Origin of the sequence: Zhihengliuella flava (assembly GCF_015751895.1) — a bacterium.
Taxonomy (GTDB): Bacteria; Actinomycetota; Actinomycetes; order Actinomycetales; family Micrococcaceae; genus Zhihengliuella; species Zhihengliuella flava.
Window position 1 is genome coordinate 251,213 of record NZ_JADOTZ010000001.1, and the last position, 19,017, is coordinate 270,229.

The 19,017-nt window shown below is 62.7% G+C and carries 21 protein-coding genes; all 21 read right to left on the reverse strand.

Annotation, left to right across the window (positions count from 1 at the left end):
* Entirely contained in the window at positions 1 to 1,050 is a 1,050-nt protein-coding gene (locus IW252_RS01270; protein ID WP_196834915.1) for a gluconeogenesis factor YvcK family protein, read from the reverse strand.
* Positions 1,051 to 1,052: 2 nt separating this feature from the next.
* On the reverse strand, positions 1,053 to 1,946 hold the full coding sequence (gene rapZ, locus IW252_RS01275) for an RNase adapter RapZ (protein WP_196834916.1): 894 nt from the start codon (positions 1,944 to 1,946) through the stop codon (positions 1,053 to 1,055).
* A 44-nt stretch (positions 1,947 to 1,990) separates the two neighbouring features.
* On the reverse strand, positions 1,991 to 3,904 hold the full coding sequence (uvrC, locus tag IW252_RS01280; protein WP_196834917.1) for an excinuclease ABC subunit UvrC: 1,914 nt from the start codon (positions 3,902 to 3,904) through the stop codon (positions 1,991 to 1,993).
* 26 nt (positions 3,905 to 3,930) lie between these two features.
* Positions 3,931 to 4,599 (reverse strand): lysophospholipid acyltransferase family protein, encoded by a 669-nt coding sequence (locus IW252_RS01285; protein ID WP_196834918.1) that lies wholly within the window; start codon positions 4,597 to 4,599, stop codon positions 3,931 to 3,933.
* A complete protein-coding gene (locus tag IW252_RS01290; protein ID WP_196834919.1) occupies positions 4,596 to 5,291 on the reverse strand; it encodes an HAD hydrolase-like protein in 696 nt (231 codons plus the stop codon). The genes IW252_RS01285 and IW252_RS01290 overlap by 4 nt, the downstream gene beginning before the upstream one ends.
* Before the next feature lie 50 nt (positions 5,292 to 5,341).
* On the reverse strand, positions 5,342 to 8,236 hold the full coding sequence (uvrA, locus tag IW252_RS01295) for an excinuclease ABC subunit UvrA (protein ID WP_196834920.1): 2,895 nt from the start codon (positions 8,234 to 8,236) through the stop codon (positions 5,342 to 5,344).
* 61 nt (positions 8,237 to 8,297) lie between these two features.
* Positions 8,298 to 8,678: a GntR family transcriptional regulator gene (locus IW252_RS01300; RefSeq protein WP_196834921.1), complete on the reverse strand. Its 381-nt coding sequence runs from the start codon at positions 8,676 to 8,678 to the stop codon at positions 8,298 to 8,300.
* Between the two features lie 102 nt (positions 8,679 to 8,780).
* Entirely contained in the window at positions 8,781 to 9,284 is a 504-nt protein-coding gene (locus tag IW252_RS01305; protein ID WP_196834922.1) for a DUF3145 domain-containing protein, read from the reverse strand.
* Positions 9,285 to 9,426: 142 nt separating this feature from the next.
* Positions 9,427 to 10,422, reverse strand: a complete 996-nt coding sequence (locus tag IW252_RS01310; RefSeq protein ID WP_196834923.1) for a tyrosine recombinase XerC — start codon at positions 10,420 to 10,422, stop codon at positions 9,427 to 9,429.
* Positions 10,423 to 10,496: 74 nt separating this feature from the next.
* Entirely contained in the window at positions 10,497 to 11,714 is a 1,218-nt protein-coding gene (locus tag IW252_RS01315; protein WP_196834924.1) for a DNA-processing protein DprA, read from the reverse strand.
* Between the two features lie 5 nt (positions 11,715 to 11,719).
* Complete coding sequence (locus tag IW252_RS01320) at positions 11,720 to 13,285, reverse strand: YifB family Mg chelatase-like AAA ATPase (RefSeq protein ID WP_196834925.1); 1,566 nt, start codon at positions 13,283 to 13,285, stop codon at positions 11,720 to 11,722.
* Entirely contained in the window at positions 13,282 to 13,638 is a 357-nt protein-coding gene (locus IW252_RS01325) for a YraN family protein (RefSeq protein WP_196834926.1), read from the reverse strand. The genes IW252_RS01320 and IW252_RS01325 overlap by 4 nt, the downstream gene beginning before the upstream one ends.
* Positions 13,639 to 13,747: 109 nt before the next feature.
* Complete coding sequence (locus tag IW252_RS01330; protein ID WP_196834927.1) at positions 13,748 to 14,077, reverse strand: DUF2469 domain-containing protein; 330 nt, start codon at positions 14,075 to 14,077, stop codon at positions 13,748 to 13,750.
* Between the two features lie 52 nt (positions 14,078 to 14,129).
* Positions 14,130 to 14,792 (reverse strand): ribonuclease HII, encoded by a 663-nt coding sequence (locus IW252_RS01335; RefSeq protein ID WP_331271390.1) that lies wholly within the window; start codon positions 14,790 to 14,792, stop codon positions 14,130 to 14,132.
* A 2-nt stretch (positions 14,793 to 14,794) separates the two neighbouring features.
* On the reverse strand, positions 14,795 to 15,427 hold the full coding sequence (gene lepB / locus IW252_RS01340) for a signal peptidase I (protein ID WP_331271391.1): 633 nt from the start codon (positions 15,425 to 15,427) through the stop codon (positions 14,795 to 14,797).
* 103 nt (positions 15,428 to 15,530) lie between these two features.
* Complete coding sequence (gene lepB / locus IW252_RS01345) at positions 15,531 to 16,208, reverse strand: signal peptidase I (RefSeq protein WP_196834930.1); 678 nt, start codon at positions 16,206 to 16,208, stop codon at positions 15,531 to 15,533.
* Between the two features lie 13 nt (positions 16,209 to 16,221).
* The gene (gene rplS, locus IW252_RS01350; RefSeq protein WP_196837031.1) at positions 16,222 to 16,581 is read right to left on the reverse strand and encodes a 50S ribosomal protein L19; all 360 of its coding nucleotides are present in this window, start codon (positions 16,579 to 16,581) and stop codon (positions 16,222 to 16,224) included.
* A 183-nt stretch (positions 16,582 to 16,764) separates the two neighbouring features.
* Positions 16,765 to 17,565, reverse strand: coding sequence for a tRNA (guanosine(37)-N1)-methyltransferase TrmD (gene trmD / locus IW252_RS01355; RefSeq protein ID WP_196837032.1), 801 nt, complete (start codon positions 17,563 to 17,565; stop codon positions 16,765 to 16,767).
* A gap of 1 nt (position 17,566) precedes the next feature.
* A complete protein-coding gene (rimM, locus tag IW252_RS01360; RefSeq protein ID WP_196834931.1) occupies positions 17,567 to 18,094 on the reverse strand; it encodes a ribosome maturation factor RimM in 528 nt (175 codons plus the stop codon).
* A 162-nt stretch (positions 18,095 to 18,256) separates the two neighbouring features.
* Positions 18,257 to 18,496 carry an RNA-binding protein gene (locus tag IW252_RS01365; protein ID WP_196837033.1) on the reverse strand — a complete coding sequence of 80 codons (240 nt, stop codon included), beginning with the start codon at positions 18,494 to 18,496 and terminating at the stop codon, positions 18,257 to 18,259.
* Positions 18,497 to 18,498: 2 nt separating this feature from the next.
* Complete coding sequence (rpsP, locus tag IW252_RS01370) at positions 18,499 to 18,927, reverse strand: 30S ribosomal protein S16 (protein WP_196837034.1); 429 nt, start codon at positions 18,925 to 18,927, stop codon at positions 18,499 to 18,501.
* Between the last annotated feature and the right edge of the window lie 90 nt (positions 18,928 to 19,017).

Below are 19,017 nucleotides of genomic sequence, written 5' to 3' on the forward strand. Positions count from 1 at the left end.
TCAGGGTTCCTCACTACCGGATTCACGATTCATAAAGGACGTAAAGACGTCCTGGTACGCGTTGGCGAGCCGCAATGGAGAGTGCACGGCACGGCCGGACGCCGTCCCCACTTTATCGAAGAAACAGACGGCACCGAGTTCTGCGGCTGCGGCGCGGAAAGCCTCGACGTCGTCCACTGCCCCGGGGTCCGCCACCACGGCATCGATGCGTAGATCGGGAGCATAGCGTTTAAAGACCCTGAGATGATCGGCTGCGCTCATCCCCGGCGTCTCCCGGGTCTTGGTGTTCAAATTCATGGTCAAGAGTCGACGCGCCGTGGTTGCTTCCAGGGCGCGCCGGGTCTCGGGCAATAGCACGTGCGGCAGGACTGACGTGTACCACGACCCTGGCCCGAGGATGACCCAGTCCGCTAGCTCGATTGCCTCGAGTGCTTCCCGGCAGGCGGGTGCATCTTGAGGCTCAAGCTCAACTGCCTGAATGGTGCCGAGGTGGGAGGCATGGGCCAAATTGGCCTGACCGCGCACGACCGTCCGGGTCAGTTCCCCGGACGCCGATTCGGAGAGGACGGTACCCTGGATAGCCAGCGGCGTCGTACTCATCGGCAAGACGGTGCCGCGAGCCCCGAGTAGCGCGCCAGCCCATTTCAGCCCGTCCACGGGATCACCCAAAAGCTCCCACAGAGTGACGATTAACAGGTTTCCGAGGGCGTGGTTTTCTAGGCTGCTGGGCACGGCCCCTCGCCCTTGGAAGCGATGCTGCATCACGTCGCGCCAGGTCCTCCCCCAGTCGGAGTCATCACATAGCGCCGCCAGGGCCATCCGTAGATCCCCCGGGGGTAGCACGTCGAACTCGGCTCGCAGGCGGCCAGATGAACCACCGTCGTCGGCGACGGTCACGACGGCGGTGATGTCCGGCGTGAGGCGCCTCAGGGCAGACAGCGAAGCGGAGAGGCCGTGCCCACCGCCGAGCGCAGTGACCCGGATTCGTTCCCCCGGACCGTCCTCACCCCGCGGTGGGACCAAGGGAATTTGTCCCGTCAGCATGGTCATGCCTACTCCCGGCCCAAATCTCGGTGGCTGACATTCACGGTGACGCGTGGTAGCTGATCTAGCCGACGCGCCAATTCCTCAGTGACGGCCACCGACCGGTGTTTACCACCGGTGCAGCCAACCGCGATCGTGGCATAGTGCTTGTTCTCCCGCCGGTAACCTTCCAGCGCCGGCTTAAGCGCGTTGAGGTAGTGCCCAATGAATTCCTCGGTCCCCTCGGCATCGAAGACGAACTGCTTGACTCCCTCATTTTGTCCGGTCAGGGGACGCAGCTCCTCGACCCAGTGTGGATTGGGGATAAATCGAACATCGGCAACATAGTTCGCGTCCGCTGGTAGACCGTATTTGAAGCCGAAACTCATGACGTTCAAGCGCAGGACGATGGGGCCGTCGTCGCTAAAGAGTTGAGTGATCTCCGTGGAGAGCTTGTGGACGTTCTGGTGCGTTGTGTCCAGCACAATCTCTGCTCGATTGCGCAGTTCACTCAAGAGTTCGCGTTCAGCGCGCAGGCCGTCTAGGATCGTCCCTTCCTCCTGGAGGGGGTGCGGACGGCGACCCTGTTCGAAGCGCCGAACCAGGACGTCGTCGGCAGCGTCTACGAAGAGGATTCGGTACTGCACGCCGGCGGCCGTCAGGTCTGCCAGCGCCTCCGACAGCTCGGGATTAACCGAGCTACTACGCACGTCCATGACCACGGCCAGCTTGTTGAAGATCTTGGTCGCCGGTGTCTCCAATTCCATGAGGCGCCGCAGCAGCTGCGGTGGCAGGTTCTCGACCACGTACCAACCGTGATCTTCCAAGGCGTGCGCCGCCGTCGTTCGTCCCGCACCCGACATGCCCGTAATAATGAGCAGCTCTGACTCGGCGGGCTTGACCGTCTCCAACTCACTGTCCATACCGCCCAGTCTAGGACGGACACGGCCGATCCGTGACCCGCAGGCTAACTCTGGTCTGGGGCCTGCAAGGCGGTGTAGAGGTGATCTGCGAGCGCCGGTCCGATCCCCGACACAGTGAGCAGTTCCTCACGAGATGCAGCGCGCAGCTTCTTGAGCGATCCAAACTCCTTCAGCAGCGCCGTACGTTTGGCCGGGCCCAATCCCGGAACGTCGTCGAGGACGCTCTCGAGCATGGAAGACGAGCGCTTCTTCCGGTGAAAAGTAATGGCAAACCGGTGAGCTTCATCGCGCAGGCGCTGCAGGAGGTACAAGGACTCGGACGCGCGGGGAAGGATCACCGGGAATTCGTCCTCTGGCAGCCAGACCTCCTCCAGTCGCTTGGCCAACCCGACGACGTACACGTCGTCGATGCCCAAGTCCGTCAAGGCCTGGCTGGCGGCCGCTACCTGTGGCGGGCCGCCGTCAACGACCACGAGCGACGGTGGATAAGCAAACTTCCGGGCACCAGCGGCGGTCTCAGCCTCTACCTGACCAGAGATGAGGGTGCCCGTGGCCTCACGCTCGTCCAAGTACCGCTTGAAGCGCCGCGTCAGGACGTCGTACATCGCCGAGGTGTCGTCCCGAGCGGCCTGGCCCGAAATCGAAAACTTGCGGTAGTCCGACTTCTTGGGCAGCCCGTCCTCCACCACGACCATCGAGGCGACCACGTTGGTTCCCGAGACATGGGAGATGTCATAACACTCAATCCGCATCAACGGCACGGGCACGCCCAGCGCTTCCTGCAATTCTTGAAGCGCCGCCGAACGAGTCGTGATGTCACCGGCTCGGCGCGACTTATGCAAACGCAGCGCTTGCTCGGCGTTTTCCCGGACGGTCTCCATGAGTGCGGCCTTCTCCCCCCGCTGGGGGACGCGCAGGTTGACCGCTGAACCGCGTAGCGTCTTCAGCCACGCAGCAAGGTGTTCGCGCTCGTCAGGTTCGACGGGCACGAGGACTTCGCGCGGTAGCCGGTCGCCGCCGTCGTCGTTCCCGTAGACCTGCTGCAGCAAATGGGTGATGAACTGGGCGGGTCCGAAGTCTTCAACCTTCTCGACAACCCAGCCGCGCTGGCCGCGGATTCTCCCATTGCGCACGTGGAAAACCTGTACAGCAGCCTCCAGCTCGTCTTCTGCCACGGCGAAGATATCCGCCTCCGTGTCTTCGCCGAGAACAACGGCATTGCGCTCGAAGACGCGCCGGAGTGCTTGGACGTCGTCTCGCAGTCGCGCCGCTCGTTCGTAGTCCATGTCCGCGGCGGCCGCGCCCATCTGCCGCTCCAGATCGCGGATAAAGGCGGTTCCTTCACCACCCATAAAGCGGCACAGTTCGTCAGCCAACTGCCGATGATCCGCTTCGCTAATCCGTCCAACACAGGGCGCGGAACACTTGTCGATATACCCCAGCAGGCACGGACGGCCGCTCTGTTGAGCCCGCCGGAAGACCCCGGGGCTACACGTTCGCACGGGAAACACCCGCAACAGCGTGTCCAAGGTTTCGCGGATGGCCTTCGCCGGATAGAACGGCCCAAAGTACTTCACGTCCTTGCGCCGGTCTCCACGCATCACTTGAGCTCGCGGATACTTTTCCCCCATGGTGACCGCAAGGTAGGGGTAGGACTTGTCGTCTCGAAAGACGATATTAAAGCGAGGCGTGAACTCCTTGATCCAGGTGTACTCGAGCTGCAAGGCCTCGAGTTCATTGCTCACCACAGTCCATTCCACACTCGCGGCGGTGTGCACCATGGCGTGCGTCTTGGGATTCAGCTGTGCCGGCTTGACGAAGTAAGAGCTCAGGCGCGAGCGAAGGTTCTTGGCTTTGCCCACGTAAATCACGCGACCCTGTGGATCGCGGAACCGGTAGACCCCGGGTGTGGTAGGAATGTCCGACGTCCGTGGGCGGTAGCTCTGCGGATCTGCCATCGTCCCTCTCCCTCCGTTGGCCGGTGTCAGGCCCCCGACGGCGCCTGGTTGTAGTGGTCAGTTCTTTCTTGTCCACTGAGTTCGGCGATCGCGTCAACAATGGCGTCCGTGGCTTGCCGACGCGCTGGCAGCGGATGCTTGGGACCCACGTGATCGAACTGCAACGGCGGGCCAACCGTCAAGGAGAAATGCCGCGGCCGAATCCGATTTGACCCAGCCGGCTGCAGCTTCTCTGTCCCTTTGAGGCCAACGGGAACCACCGGCGCACCCGTGCTCAGGGCCAACCAACCGACGCCGGTGCGGCCACGGTACAACTTACCGTCGCGTGAGCGCGTGCCCTCTGGATAGATCCCGATGCCCCCGCCCGCATCAAGGATTTCGACCAGCTGGTCCAGCGCCGCAACAGAAGCTGCCTGTTCACCGCGTTCGACAGGGATGGACCCCACCGACTCAAAGAATGACTTCATCACGCGCCCTTTGAATCCGGGCGTGGTGAAGTACTCGGCCTTGGCAAAGAACGCCACCTGCCGCGGCAAAAGCGCCTGAATAATCACGCTGTCCAAAAAGGACAAGTGATTCGACGCGACAATGAACGGTCCTTCATCCGGAATGTTCTCGAGCCCCGTCACGGTGGGGCGGCAGGTTGCCTTCAGAGAGGCCGACACGGTGAATCGCACGGAGTCAAAAACACTCATCGGCACTCTCCTTTCGCTGCCACATCCAATAGTTCCGTAATCCCTCGCCGGGCCGCCACTGCGTCTGTCGCGAGGTACGCCGCTCCAGCCGCCTCAAGTTCGCCCGCCCTGGCATATCCCCACTCGACACCGACGCACGCGAGGCCATGAGCGCGGGCTCCCTCGACATCAAAATGGCGATCGCCCACCATGACCGCGAGCGGCGGGTCTCCAAGCCGCTGTAGGGCGCGGGCGATGATGGCCGCTTTTCCCTCATGCGGCCCATCCTCACGAGCAGTGGCCCCGCACACCACGTCGAACGCCTCATGAATCTGCATCACCGTCAGCAATTCGACGGCCAAGGGCTCTGGTTTCGACGTCGCGACGCCGATCAGCACGCCGTCACGACGTAACTCGGTCACCAACTCTTCGATTCCGGGATACACGGCACTCGAGGCCATGCCCGTGGCGCGATACTGCCGACGATAGGCCTCAATAATCGAGGGGAGATTCTCCGCGGTGACCCCGGAGACCGACTGAAGGCTCTCAGCGAGTGGAGGACCAATCATGGCCTCCAGCTCGTGATCTGATGGTGCAAGGACTCCATGGCTGCTCAAGGCAGACCTGAGGCCGGACGTGATGGCATTGCGTGGGTCGACCAACGTGCCATCGAGGTCGAACAAGACAGCACGCTGGGGTGGGGCAGATTTCATCACCGGGTTATTCTGCCATGTGATTCATCAGACTGTCGGGTTCATACCTCTCACGGCATAGACGGTTGGGGCAGAATCTCGGCAAGAAACGCACCCGTGTGGCTTGCGCGGACCTGCGCAACCTGCTCAGGTGTACCTTCCGCGATGACTTGCCCACCACCGGAGCCGCCTTCCGGTCCCAGGTCAATAATCCAGTCCGCGGACTTGATGACGTCGAGGTTGTGCTCAATCGTGATCACGGTGTTTCCCTTGGAGACGAGGCCTTGCAACACTCCCAACAGTTTGCGGATGTCCTCGAAGTGAAGGCCCGTCGTAGGTTCATCAAGCACGTAAATCGCACGGCCATTGCTGCGTTTTTGAAGTTCAGCAGCGAGCTTGACGCGCTGAGCTTCACCACCCGAAAGGGTCGTAGCGGGCTGCCCTAGGCGCACATATCCCAGTCCCACATCGACCAACGTGTTGAGGTGCCGAGCTATGGGCGGGAACGCTTCGAAGAATTCCGCGGCCTCCTCGATGGGCAAGTCCAGCACCTCGGCGATATTCTTGCCCTTGTAATGGACCTCCAAGGTTTCGCGGTTGTAGCGCGCGCCCTCGCAGACCTCACACGGCACATACACGTCCGGCAGGAAATTCATTTCAATCTTGAGCGTTCCGTCGCCGGAGCATGCCTCGCACCGTCCGCCCTTGACGTTGAAGGAAAAACGGCCCGCTTGATAGCCCCGCACCTTGGCTTCGTTAGTCTCAGCGAAGAGCTTTCGTACCCGATCAAAGACACCGGTATACGTGGCGGGATTAGACCGCGGTGTGCGCCCGATCGGACTCTGGTCAACGTGAATCACTTTGTCCAGCAGGTCAACGCCCAGCACGCGGGTGTGACGCCCGGCGACCTGCTTGGCCCCATTGAGCTTATTGGCCAGCACCTTGTACAGGATGTCGTTGACCAAGGTCGACTTTCCGGACCCCGAAACGCCTGTCACGGCGTTGAGGACGCCGAGCGGGAAGTCCACCGTGACGTTCTGTAGGTTATTTTCCTTCGCACCGACGACGGTCAGTTGGCGTTCGGGATCGACGGTGCGGCGCTCTGTCGGAATCGTCAATTCACGCCGTCCCGCGAGGTAATCGCCAGTCATCGAGTCGTGATTGGCGAGCAAGCCCTCTAACGAACCTGAATGCACGACGCGACCGCCATGCTCGCCAGCGCCTGGACCGATATCCACGATCCAATCTGCCTCGGCGATAGTATCCTCATCGTGCTCGACCACGATCAGCGTGTTTCCAAGATCGCGCAATCGCACCAACGTTTCAATCAGCCGCCGGTTATCCCGCTGGTGCAGGCCAATCGATGGCTCGTCGAGGACGTACAACACGCCAACGAGGCCCGAACCGATCTGCGTGGCTAGCCGGATGCGCTGGGCTTCGCCGCCGGACAAGGTGGCAGCTGGGCGCTCCAGATTCAGGTACTCGAGTCCCACATCCAGGAGGAACGTGAGGCGGGCACAAATTTCCTTCAGGACTTGCTCGGCGATCTGCCGATCCCGCTTGCTGAGCTCCAGACCGAGAAAGAAGGCCTCCGCTTCCCGCATCGGCAAACGTGACACGTCCGCGATGGACCGGCCAGCGACATGCACGGACAACGCCGCTGGATTCAGTCGCGCGCCGTCGCACTCTGGGCACGGTGTTTGACGCATGTACTGCTCGTACCGGTCACGCGCGTGGTCAGACTCCGTCTCCACGTGCTTGCGATGGATATATGGCACGACACCTTCGAAGCCGGTGCTGTATTTTCGCTCACGCCCGAACCTATTGCGGTACTGAACCACGACCTTGTGATCCTTGCCGTGCAGAATCGACTTGCGGACCGATTTTGGCAATCGATCCCACGGCTCATCCAGACTGAACTCGAGGTCCTGACCGAGCCCTTCGATGAGTCGATTCCAGTACTCGGTCGTCGCTTTGCCTAAGGACCACGGAGCAATGGCACCTTCCCGGATGCTCAGTGCACCATCCGGGACCACCAGCTGCTCGTCCACTTCCAGCCGGCTACCGATACCTGAGCACGCTTGGCATGCACCGAACGGATTATTGAAGGAAAAAGATCGTGGCTCGATCTCGTCGAGGGCCAAAGGATGTTCATTGGGACAGGCGAGGTTCTCCGAGTACGGGCGACGACGATCGTCATCATCGGCCTCGAGGTCGACGAAGTCGGCCACGACTCGACCGTCTGCAATGGACAACGCCGTCTCAATGGAGTCTGTCAACCGTTGGCGAACGCCGTCTTTGATGACCAAACGGTCCACCACGACGTCAATCGTGTGCTTGACCTGCTTTTCCAACTTGGGCGGATCGGACAACTGCACGACGTCGCCATCGACAATGGCCCGCGCGAATCCCTTGGCCGCGAGGTCCTGAAAGAGGTCAACGAACTCCCCTTTCCTCCCCCGCACCACGGGAGCCAACACCTGAAACCGCGTCCGCTCCGGCATGTCCAAGAGTTGATCCACAATTTGCTGCGGTGTTTGCTTGATGACTGGCTCGCCGCACGTGGGGCAGAACATTTGACCCACGCGGGCCCAGAGCAAGCGCATGTAGTCGTAGATCTCGGTGATCGTACCGACGGTCGACCGTGGATTTCGGCTGGTCGACTTTTGATCGATGGACACGGCTGGCGAGAGTCCTTCGATGAAGTCGACGTCCGGCTTGTCGACCTGGCCCAAGAACATTCTGGCGTACGCCGACAGGGACTCCACGTAGCGACGCTGGCCCTCAGCAAAGATCGTGTCGAACGCAAGCGATGACTTACCTGACCCCGAGAGGCCGGTGAAAACAATGAGGGAATCACGCGGAAGATCGACGTCAACATTCCGCAGGTTATGCTCGCGAGCGCCCTTGACCACCAAACGATTGGGGTCGAGCGGTTCTCCGGGGGTCACAGGATCAATAGCCACGTGGTCATCCTAATCGAAAACTCATTCGAACGTTGTCTTGTCGGTGTATCGCACGCGAACCCTACTGACTGCGCAGCCGTTCCATCGCCGCACTGAGGCGGGCGGCGGCTTCGTCAGGCCCCTGGGCCCACTTAAGTGCGACGGCGGCGTAGGCCTCAGCGGCGCGCGTGAGTTCCGCGTCGAAGGTTTCCGTCGCCTGTGCCACACGGGTGCCTGCCCGACCGAGTGTGTCCACCAGCCCGTCAGACTCGAGCTCTTTATAGACCCGAGCCACAGTATTCACGGCAACACCCAGTTGTCCGGCCAAGGCGCGAACCGCGGGCAGCTTTTGACCACTGACCAGCACACCATCACGGATAGCTTCCGCGATGGACGTCTTCAATTGCAGGTACGGCGGGATATTTGACGAGGCGTCAATCGAGACAAAATCAAGTTCGGTCACTGGTCAAGCCAACTAGGTCACGACGACTTGCGCAACTACGAGTATCGCCCATTCCCCGTAGATCCGGCGACTGGTGGAGGTGGCGCCTAGTGGCTTTGTCGATTATCCAACCTGATGCAACCAACGTACGGGAGCGCCCTCTGAAGCGTGCCGGAAGGGCTCGAGTTCCTCGTCCCACGCCTCACCGAGGGCGAGAGATAGCTCATGGTAGACGGCGGCAGGATTTCCGTGGCCCTGCTCGTATGCGTATCGAATCCGGTCTTCACCCACCACGATGTTGCCGGACGCGTCCGTCGTCGCGTGGAAAATGCCCAGCTCTGGCGTATGAGACCAGCGGCTCCCATCAACGCCAGTGCTTGGGTCCTCCGTCACTTCAAAACGAAGGTGTGCCCAGCCGCGCAGGGCGGAGGCAAGGCGTGCTCCCGTGCCTTGGGGACCAATCCATTCAATGTGGGACCGGTACATTCCTGGAGCAGCCGGTTGGGCAGTCCAGCTCAGGTCCGTGCGCTGGTCAACAACGGAGCCAATAGCCCACTCGATATGCGGGCACAACGCAGTCGGGGCTGAGTGTACGTAGAGTACGCCCCGAGTTGTGGGTGCAGACATGCCTTCCTCCAGTTGCCGTTGGTACGTCTTCCCCTACGACCGACGACTCTTCTGGTGGTTCATGAGCTGTACGCCCGGGCAACATTCTGCCTCAACATGAACCTTTACGCCAGTACTGCCACCCACGATGTGCTGCTGGCCCCTAAGCTCGGGGGTGCGCTTGCTGATAGTTGTGGCGAAGCCTCTCGATGGAGACGTGCGTATACAACTGCGTTGTTTGCAGCGACGCGTGTCCAAGAAATTCTTGAACCGCGCGCAAGTCTGCACCCCCATCCAGCAGGTGCGTCGCTGCCGTGTGCCTCAGAGCGTGCGGACCAGAGGCCGAGGTATCACCGAGGGCGCGCAAGGCCTCGGCGACGATACTACGCACCTGTCGCTGATCGATGCGACCACCACGCGTGCCCAGAAAAATGGCGCGGTGATCTGGCCGACGTCCCCTCTCAAGAGCGGTTTCCACGATGACCGAGCGTCCGCACGTCAACCAGCTATCGAGCGCCTTCAAAGCTGGCCTGCCCAAGGGTACGATGCGCTCTTTGTTGCCCTTTCCTGTCACGAGCAGGCACTGACGCTCACGATTGACGTCTGCCACATCGAGCCCGACCAGCTCGCTGACGCGAAGGCCCGTTGCATAGAGCACTTCAAGCATCGCTCGATCTCGTAGCCGACGTGCAGTCGCCATACCGCCCGCCTGTGGGTCCTCGGGGGCTGTTGGCGAGCCCTCGGATGCACTGAGTAATCGTTCCACTTGTTGTCGTTGGAGAACGCCAGGCAGCTTTCGGACCGTTCGTGGCGACTGGAGCCGCACGGAGGCGTTCTGATTCAGGTGTCCCCTCCGTTGACACCACGCAAAAAAAGTACGGACTGCTGCCGCCCGGCGTGCAAGCGTGCTGCTCGCCAGTCCTTCCTCGTGTTGTTGCCCCAACCACTGGCGCAGGTGCTCCAGGCCCACGTCGGACAGCGCACGCGCACCCTGACGGTCAACGCAAAGAAACATCGATTCCACGTCCTGCCGGTAGGCGCGTACCGTGTTCTCGCTGCGTCCTTTCTCCAAGCTTTCGTGGCGCACAAATTCCTCCACGGTGGATTTCCACCATGGCTGCGATGCCGCGCTTGAATCCGGAGCCAGACTGTTGCTCATGCTTCCAAGCCTGCCGCAGGATTCTGACACGGCAGCGGGGGCGCGCCGAATCGATCATCACCGGCCTGGACGCTCTACTTCGCCGCGGACCGTCGCCACTGGCCGTCCGCTTCAGTCGCCAGCCCACACGCCCTCAGACGCGACAGGCCGCTCAGGACGGCCCCCAAACTGAGACCGGCCACACGACAGAGTTGATCGACAGTCGTCAGTTGCCGCAGCGGCAAGGCGTCGAAGAGGAGCCGGTCGGGCACATCCAGATCGTCGTACTGACGTCCTGACATTCCCCCATGGGGCGTTGAGACATGGGAATGTTCGAGAGACAACAGCTCTAAGAGATCGCCACCGGAGACGACGGGCAGGGCACCCACCTCGTGCATGAGCCGGTGACAGCCCGCCGAATTGGCTGAAAAAATTGATCCCGGCACTGCCGCGACGGTCCGCCCCAGTTCGGCAGCCCGCCGGGCCGTGGCCAGTGCTCCCGACCGCCACCGCGCCTCGACCACCACGGTCAGCGTGCTCAGGGCCGCAATGACACGGTTTCTCTGCAGGAAACGCCACCTCGTCGGGGACGATCCGGGCGGAACCTCCGACAGTAAGAGTCCCGTTCGCGCGACCTCCCGGAGCAACGATTCGTTGCCAGCCGGGTAGAAACGATCCAAGCCGCCGGCCATCATGGCAATCGTCGGTGCCCCGCGCACCCCCGGCGCCTCTCCACGTGCCGTGGCACCCAAGGCCGCCCGATGGGCAGCGGCATCAATACCGTAGGCCCCTCCGGAGACGATCTGACAATCGCGCTCCATGAGGGGAGCAATGAGTTCATGCGTTGCGCGGATGCCATACTCGCTGGCATCTCTGCTCCCCACGACCGCCACTCGCGGCCTCGCCAATCCGACGGCCGGCGAGACCTGGCCTCGCCACCAGAGGCCGAGCGGTCGCGCCAAATCCAGCCCATTGACGGCCTCGGGCCAGTCGGGGTCCTCGGGGCCCAAGAATCCACCGCCGACGCGTCGGAGCGTGTCGAGGTCGCGCTGTGGGGCGAGGTCAGGGACCCGCGTCCGCCACCGTTGAAAACCTGTTTCAAGACGCACTTCACGGCGTGTGGTGGCCGCATCGCCGAGTCGGTCGGAGACGGACTGCTGAAGCGCAGCGGTGGGTTTCCTCGAGTCATCGCACATCAGCTCCAAGGCTTCTTCCGGACCAGTAACGTCAACCAGGGCAGCCCCCAAAAGATCTCCGGGCTCAATGAGTCGGGTCAGCGCAGCACGCGCTAGCCGTTGATTCTCCTGTTCCATGAGCACTACTCCCCTTCGCTTTTGCGCAGATTCAGGGCGATGTCCACATGTTCCCGTGTCGGGGCACCCGCACCCGCGAGATCAGCCACCGTCCAGGCGAGTCGCAGGACCCGGTCATAGCCTCGGGCACTCAACCAGCCTCGTTGGACCGCCTGTTCCACGCTGGATACCGCTGGGGCCGCCGGGGCGAGCGGCCCGCGCAACAAGCGCCCCGGGACCTCAGCGTTGGTCCGGCAACCGAACCCCGTGAGCCGATCCAACTGCTGCTGACGAGCCGTGGCCACGCGATGCGCAATCTCCCGGCTACTTTCGCCCGCCTCCGCTGACATCAGTTCCGACGCCGGCACGCGTCGCACTGGAATCTGAATATCGACGCGGTCCAGTAGTGGCCCCGAGAGTCGGCCGAAATAGCGACGCCGCGCCATGGGGGTGCAGTCACAATCCGTGACACCTGCCGCGCTCCGGCCGCACGGGCACATATTGGCAGAGAGAAGAAGTTGAAACTGTGCCGGGAACCGCGCGGCTCCAGATGAACGATGAATCGAGATCTCGCCCGATTCGAGCGGCTGACGCAAGGCATCCAGCACGCCGGAGCGGAACTCAGGGGCTTCGTCGAGAAAGAGTACACCGTGGTGGGCGCGACTCGCGGCTCCTGGCCGAGGTAGGCCACTACCTCCACCGACCAGCGCTGACATGGTGGCCGTATGGTGCGGCGCCACGAGGGGTGGAGTCCGCAGAAGCTCAGTGACGCGCGCGCTACCATCCACTGAGTGAATGGCCGTTGTCTCCATCGCTTCCTGGTCGGAGAGTCGCGGAAGAATCGTTGGTAAGCGTTCGGCGAGCATCGTCTTGCCGGCACCAGGCTCTCCGCGAAGCAGCAGATGATGCCGGCCCGCCGCCGCGACCTCAACCGCGAATCGGGCTAGCTGCTGTCCTCGAATATCAGCGAAGTCGCCCGCTGTCCGGGCGGCGGGCACAGGTTCACTGCGGGGCGCGGCCTCCGGCGCATCCGAGGAACCCCCGGTGGAACGCCGAAGCGAGCGAGCTAACGCGGGGTCGACCAGCCGCTCCTCGACCACATCGGCGAGGTGCCGGTACGACCGAACCTCCGCCCCCGGGACGAGCCGCGCCTCAGCGACGTTGTCCTCCGGCACCACAAACTGGTGGAAGCCGGCCTGCAGGCCCGCAAGGACTGCTGGCAAGACACCAGGAACAGGACGCAGCGAGCCGTCGAGTCCAAGCTCGCCGAGACACACGACCTGATTCTTTGACTCGATGAGGCCTTCGGCCGCAAGCGTGGCCAGCATGATCGCTAGATCGAGAATCGAGCCCCGCTTAGGTAGGGTCGCGGGCTGCAGATTGACGGTGATCCGCCGCGGGGACAGAGGAATTCCGGTGTTGCGAGCCGCAGACCGGATGCGGTCACGTGCCTCCGCCAAGGAAGCGTCTGGAAGGCCAAGCAGGATGAAGTTTGGCAAACCGCCACCGATGTCTGCCTCGACATCAACGACGTGCCCCGTGACGCCCGTGAGCGCTATACCTCGGCTACGCCCGAGCCGCGCGACGCTCATGCCGCTATCCCCTCAAAGTGCTCCACCGTGTAGGAGTTGGCGTCGCCCTCAACGGCGATGACATCAACTTGGCATCGCTTCCCGGGCTGCCCGTGGGCTCGATACCACTCCCACGCGAGCGAGCTGAGTCGGTGGCGCTTGGGGCGCGTCACGGCCTCGGCTGCTGACCCACACCATCGACTAGTTCGCGTCTTGACCTCGACAATGACGTACACCGCGTCACGGACCGCCACAAGATCTATTTCACCGACGGTGCTGCGCCAGTTACGCGCGACGATGACGTAGCCCTGTGCCTCGAGAAATTCGGCGGCGACTGCCTCGCCCCACGCTCCAACCCGCTGGTTGTGTCCCATGTTGTACCTCCCACCCCAGTCTGTGGGCAGAGAAAGGGCCCCGGGAGTGAATCCAGGGGCCCTGTGGACGCTTCGTCAGGCTTGAGCGGTTGTGGACGGCGAGTGGGCCCTAAGCACCATCCATACCCGTGGCCTTCTCAACCGTCAGATCATCGGTCTTCGCCAGTTCTTCGACGTTGACATCTTTGAACGTGATGACCCGAACTTGCCGCACAAAGCGAGCGGTGCGGTAGACATCCCACACCCACGCGTCCTGGAGCGTGACGTCGAAATAAACCTCGCCGTCTGAGGAACGTGGCGTGACGTCCACCTGATTGGCGAGATAGAACCGACGTTCGGTCTCCACGACGTAGTTGAACAGGTGGACGACGTCGCGGTACTCGCGATAGAGCTGGAGTTCCATGTCGGTCTCATAGTTTTCGAGATCTTCTGCGCTCATCTTTCCTCCCGGTAGACGTCTATTGTGCCCGACCGCTCACCGAGCCCGGCGATCACGTCAGGCGCCACGAACGGCGGTGCTTCTCGCTGGGGCCGTGTGCGGCAATCGCCGCGCGATGGGCCGCCGTTCCATACCCTTTGTTGTCGACCCAGCCGAAATGCGGCTCGGCATCGTGATAGCTCGACAACAACTCATCCCGTTCCACCTTCGCCAGGATGGACGCCGCCGCCACGCTCACGCAGGATAAGTCCGCCTTGATGCGCGTAACCACGGGTGGGACGGGAGACTCTCCGGACGGCTCCAGGGCCTCAAAGAGACTGCCCTGATCACGCGGCGTCAGCCAGTCGAAGTTACCGTCCAGCAGCACACTATCGGCGGACGCACCGGCGCGATCCTGAGCGTCGATCAGGGCCCGCCGTCCCGCCATGCCCGTGGCCGGCAGGATCCCGAACTCGTCGATCTCGGCTGCCGTCGCGTGTCCTACGCCCCAGCCAGCAGCCCAGTCTTGGATGACGGGTGCCAGTGCGGCCCGAGCGGACGCCGAGACTAATTTGCTATCCCGCACGCCGTCCAGCACGGCCGCATCCGTGGCCCGCAGCAGCACCATGCCCACGCTGACCGGGCCCGCCAATGCTCCGCGCCCCACCTCGTCGCAGCCCGCCACCCAGGGGCCAAAACGGCGGGCGAGGTCTATTTCAACGTCAAGCGTCGGCACGGTCACTGAGCGCCACCCGCGTCCAGACGTGCAAAGACTTCCTCATGGCTATCGATGACACCGATGCGATCCAGTGGCCACACAATGACCGAAGCGGTACCCTCGACGTCGTCGAGATCGATAAAACCCTCACCCCGCTCCTGATGAAAGCGCGAATCGGCGGACGCATTGCGATGATCACCGAGCACCCATAGTTTTCCGTCCGGCACCGTAACTTCGAAAGGAATATCACTCGGCGCCGCGCCGTCGGCGATATACGTCTCATCAAGGGCCACGCCATTGACGGTCACGCGACCTTCGGCATCGCAACAACGCACGGTGTCCCCGGGAAGCCCAATCACCCGCTTGACGAGGTGCTGATTTGCTGGGTCGGGCATTAGCCCCACAAACATGAGAGTTTGCTGCACGGGGTTGAGATCGACGTCGGGCTGGGGACCTAACCACCCGAGTTCGTCCCGGAAGACGACGACGTCGCCGCGCTGCAGGTCAAAAGGTCCGGGGACCATGAGATTGACAAAGATTCGGTCGTCAATTTCCAGCGTCGGTTCCATGGAACCTGACGGAATGTAAAAGGCGCGGAAAAAGAAGGTCTTGACAATCAGTGAGATCACCAGCGCCGCCACGATGATGACCACGATTTCCTTGAGCCACGTCCACAGTCCATGCCCCGTCCGGGATCGGGGCGATGAGCCCGTGCTTTCGTGCGTCACATTCGTCCTTCCGCGGGTCCCTCGAACGTCACTGACGGACGTGCGGGGACGTGTTTTCATCGATGTCGCCGGCCCGGTCGAGGGGCCACACGATCTTGTCTACCCTGCCGACGACCCGATCGAGCGGAATCATGCCCCCGCCCGGCGCGCCGAGTAGCGCCCGCGAGTCGGCCGAAGCGCTGCGGTGATCCCCTAACAGCCATAAGCGGTCCGAGGGGACGGTGACCTCAAATTCCAGGTCGCTGGCCGGCCCGTCGGCGGCGACGTACTCCTCCTCGAGGATACGACCATTCCGCGTGAGTTCACCATCGGCCGTGCAGCAACTGATGGTGTCTCCCGGGAGGCCGATGACCCGCTTGACGAAGTACTCGTCGTGACCCGTTAGCCGCAGCGCTTTCAGGAGGTCCCGGACCGGATCGGGGCTACGGTAGGGCGCCAGCGTACCCGTTCCATCGAAAACGACCACGTCTGAGTGCTGGATCTCGTCGGCAGCCAGGCGGTTCACGAGGATGCGGTCTCCAGCCGTCAAGGTGGGTTCCATCGAACCCGATCCAATGGAGAACACGTCAAAAAGCGTGGCGCGGAACAGCACTGCCAAGACGGCCCCGATGGCCAGCGCGGGGACGACGAAGCGCCAGCCCCGAGAACGGGACCGGCGCTTGGTCTGTTCCCGGCCGGGGCCGGGAACGGAGGATTCTCGCGTCAACTCGCGGCGGGCCTTACTTGGCGCCGTTGAAGTCGCGCTTCTCCTTGATGCGGGCAGCCTTACCGTGGCGATCGCGCATGTAGTACAGCTTGGCGCGGCGCACGTCACCGCGGGCTGCGACCTCAATCTTTTCGATGACCGGGGAATGCACCGGGAAGGTACGCTCCACGCCCACACCGAAGGACACCTTACGCACGGTGAACGTCTCGCTGACGCCGTGGCCCTGGCGGCCCATCACGTAGCCCTGGAAGACCTGAACACGGGTGTTCTTGCCTTCGATGATGTTCACGTGAACCTTGACGGTGTCGCCCGGACGGAAGTCGGGAACATCGTGACGCAGCGAAGCTGCGTTAACAGAATCGAGGATATGCATTGAGCTCATCTCCCTAGGCGGGCGCCGCAGGTCCCCCGCCTTGTCTGCGGTCAGGCGGCCCGGGCCTCCCGGGGAATGCGCTGACCGAAGCGATTTCACCGCGCGCGTGTTGGGCGCGCGGCCGTCTCGCTGTTAGCTCACTCCCCCTGCGGCAGGGGTAAACCCAGCGGACACAAACACCTATTATTCCACACTTGGAGCGTTGTTCACGCGCACGAGGCGACCGTCGACGGTGTGATACCCGCAAACGCTCAGTACGCCGAGGTCTGCGGGGTCCAAGTCGTCAATCGCCAGATCGCTGATCAAGTCGGGACGCCGCGCCGCGGTCCGGCGCAACTGCTCATCGCGACGCCAGCGAGCGATGCGCGCGTGATTGCCACTGAGCAGGACCTCGGGGACGTCCCGTCCGTCCCAAGCCGCGGGTTTAGTGTAGACCGGGTACTCGAGGAGTCCGTCCGAGTGCGACTCCTCAATGAGGGACTCTGGATTACCCACGACGCCGGGCACGAGCCGACCCACGGCCTCGACCATCGCCATGACGGCCACTTCCCCGCCATTGAGAACGTAGTCGCCGAGGCTGACGGGGCGGACCTCAAAGTGTTCAGCGGCCCACTCAAGGACCCGCTCATCAATTCCCTCGTAGCGACCGCACGCGAAGACAAGATGCTCTTTCTCAGCGAGCTCATAGGCCATGGCTTGAGTGAAGACGGCGCCCGCCGGCGAGGGCACCACCAGCAGCGGACGCGGCGCGGGCGACTGAGACCTGATGTTCGTCAGGGCTTCGGACCAGGGCTGTGGTTTCATCACCATGCCTGCCCCGCCGCCATAGGGGGTGTCATCGACCGTGCGATGTCGGTCGTGCGTGGAGTCACGCAGGTCGTGTACCGCGAGCTCGAGCAGGCCCTCACGCCGCGCCTTCCCGATGAGGGATAGGTCAAGTGCGGCCAAATACTCCGGAAAAATGCTGACGACGTCGATGCGCACCTTAAGCGTCAGCCTCCGGTGCGTTGAGCTCAAGCAGGCCCGGCGGGGGCGTGAGCAGGACGACCTGTTCTTCGAGGTCCACCTCGGGAACAATCTCTTCCACGAAGGGAACCAGCGCGGTGGCGCCGTCGTTCAATTCGATTTCTAGCAGATCCTGGGCTTCGCCCTGTTGTAGTGCGACGACGTGCCCGACGGGGCGACCGCCGACGAGTGCGGTCAAGCCGACGAGCTCATGGGCGTACCACTCGTCTCCAGCATCAGTCATCTCCGTGTCATCGGAGTCGATGAACAGTTGGGAACCGCGCAAGGCCTCGGCCGTATTGCGGTCCCTGACCTCCTCGAACGCGAGCAGCAAAATGTTCTTGTTCCACCGGGACCTCGCCACGGTCAGGGGGCCCCGTGACGAGGGTTCAACGTCAAGAACTTGACCGGGAACGAAGCGTTCCTCGGGCGCATCGGTCATCACTTGAACGGTGACTTCTCCCCGAATTCCGTGGGGCTTGCCGATGCGTGCCACCTGCAGGCGCATGTCGTCTCCTTGGGTTATGCACTGGCCGTCGATGCTTCAGCCGGTATCAGTCTAGTGGTGACAGACGAATGGGCCCCGCGCCGGGATGGCACGGGACCCATACGTCACGATGCGGGAGGGCTGAGGCTCAGGTGAGGCGCATGCGCCTCACCTGAGCCCGTGTCAGCGCCGGTCCGTGTCGACGACGTCGACGCGCGTCGGCTGACCGCCAGCGAGGGCGGCGACCACGGTGCGCAGCGACTTCGCCGTGCGCCCTTGGCGACCGATGACACGGCCCAAATCATCGGGGTGAACGCGAACCTCGAGTAGGTCCCCGCGGCGGTTCTCACTGAGTTCCACCCGGACATCGTCTGGAGAATCGACGATGCCACGCACCAGATGATCGAGGGCTTCAGCAAGCATCATTACTCAGCCTCGGTGGACTCAGCCTCTGCGGACTCCTCGGCCGGAGCCTCCTCCGCCTCGGCCTTGTTGGCCTTCGGAGTCACGGCCTCGGGCAGCACGACCGAGCCCTTGTCCGGAGCCACGTAAGCTTCCTTCTCAGCCTTGGTCTTGAGGGTGCCTTCCTGGCCCTCGATGCCCTTGAACTTCTGCCAATCACCGGTGATCTTCAAGATCGCGGCAACCTGCTCGGTCGGCTGAGCGCCGACGGACAGCCAGTGCTGGGCACGCTCCGAGTTGACCTCGATGAACGAAGGCTCCTCGATCGGGTGGTACTTGCCGATCTCCTCGATGGCACGGCCATCGCGCTTGGAGCGCGAGTCCATGACGACGATGCGGTAGTACGGGGCGCGCATCTTACCGAAGCGCTTCAGACGAATCTTAACGGCCACTGTTGTGGTCACTCCTGTTTCATTAAGGGGCGGGCAGCAGGTTTCCGCACCGTGGGGACAGCACGTACTCACAGCACCCTAAGGACGAGA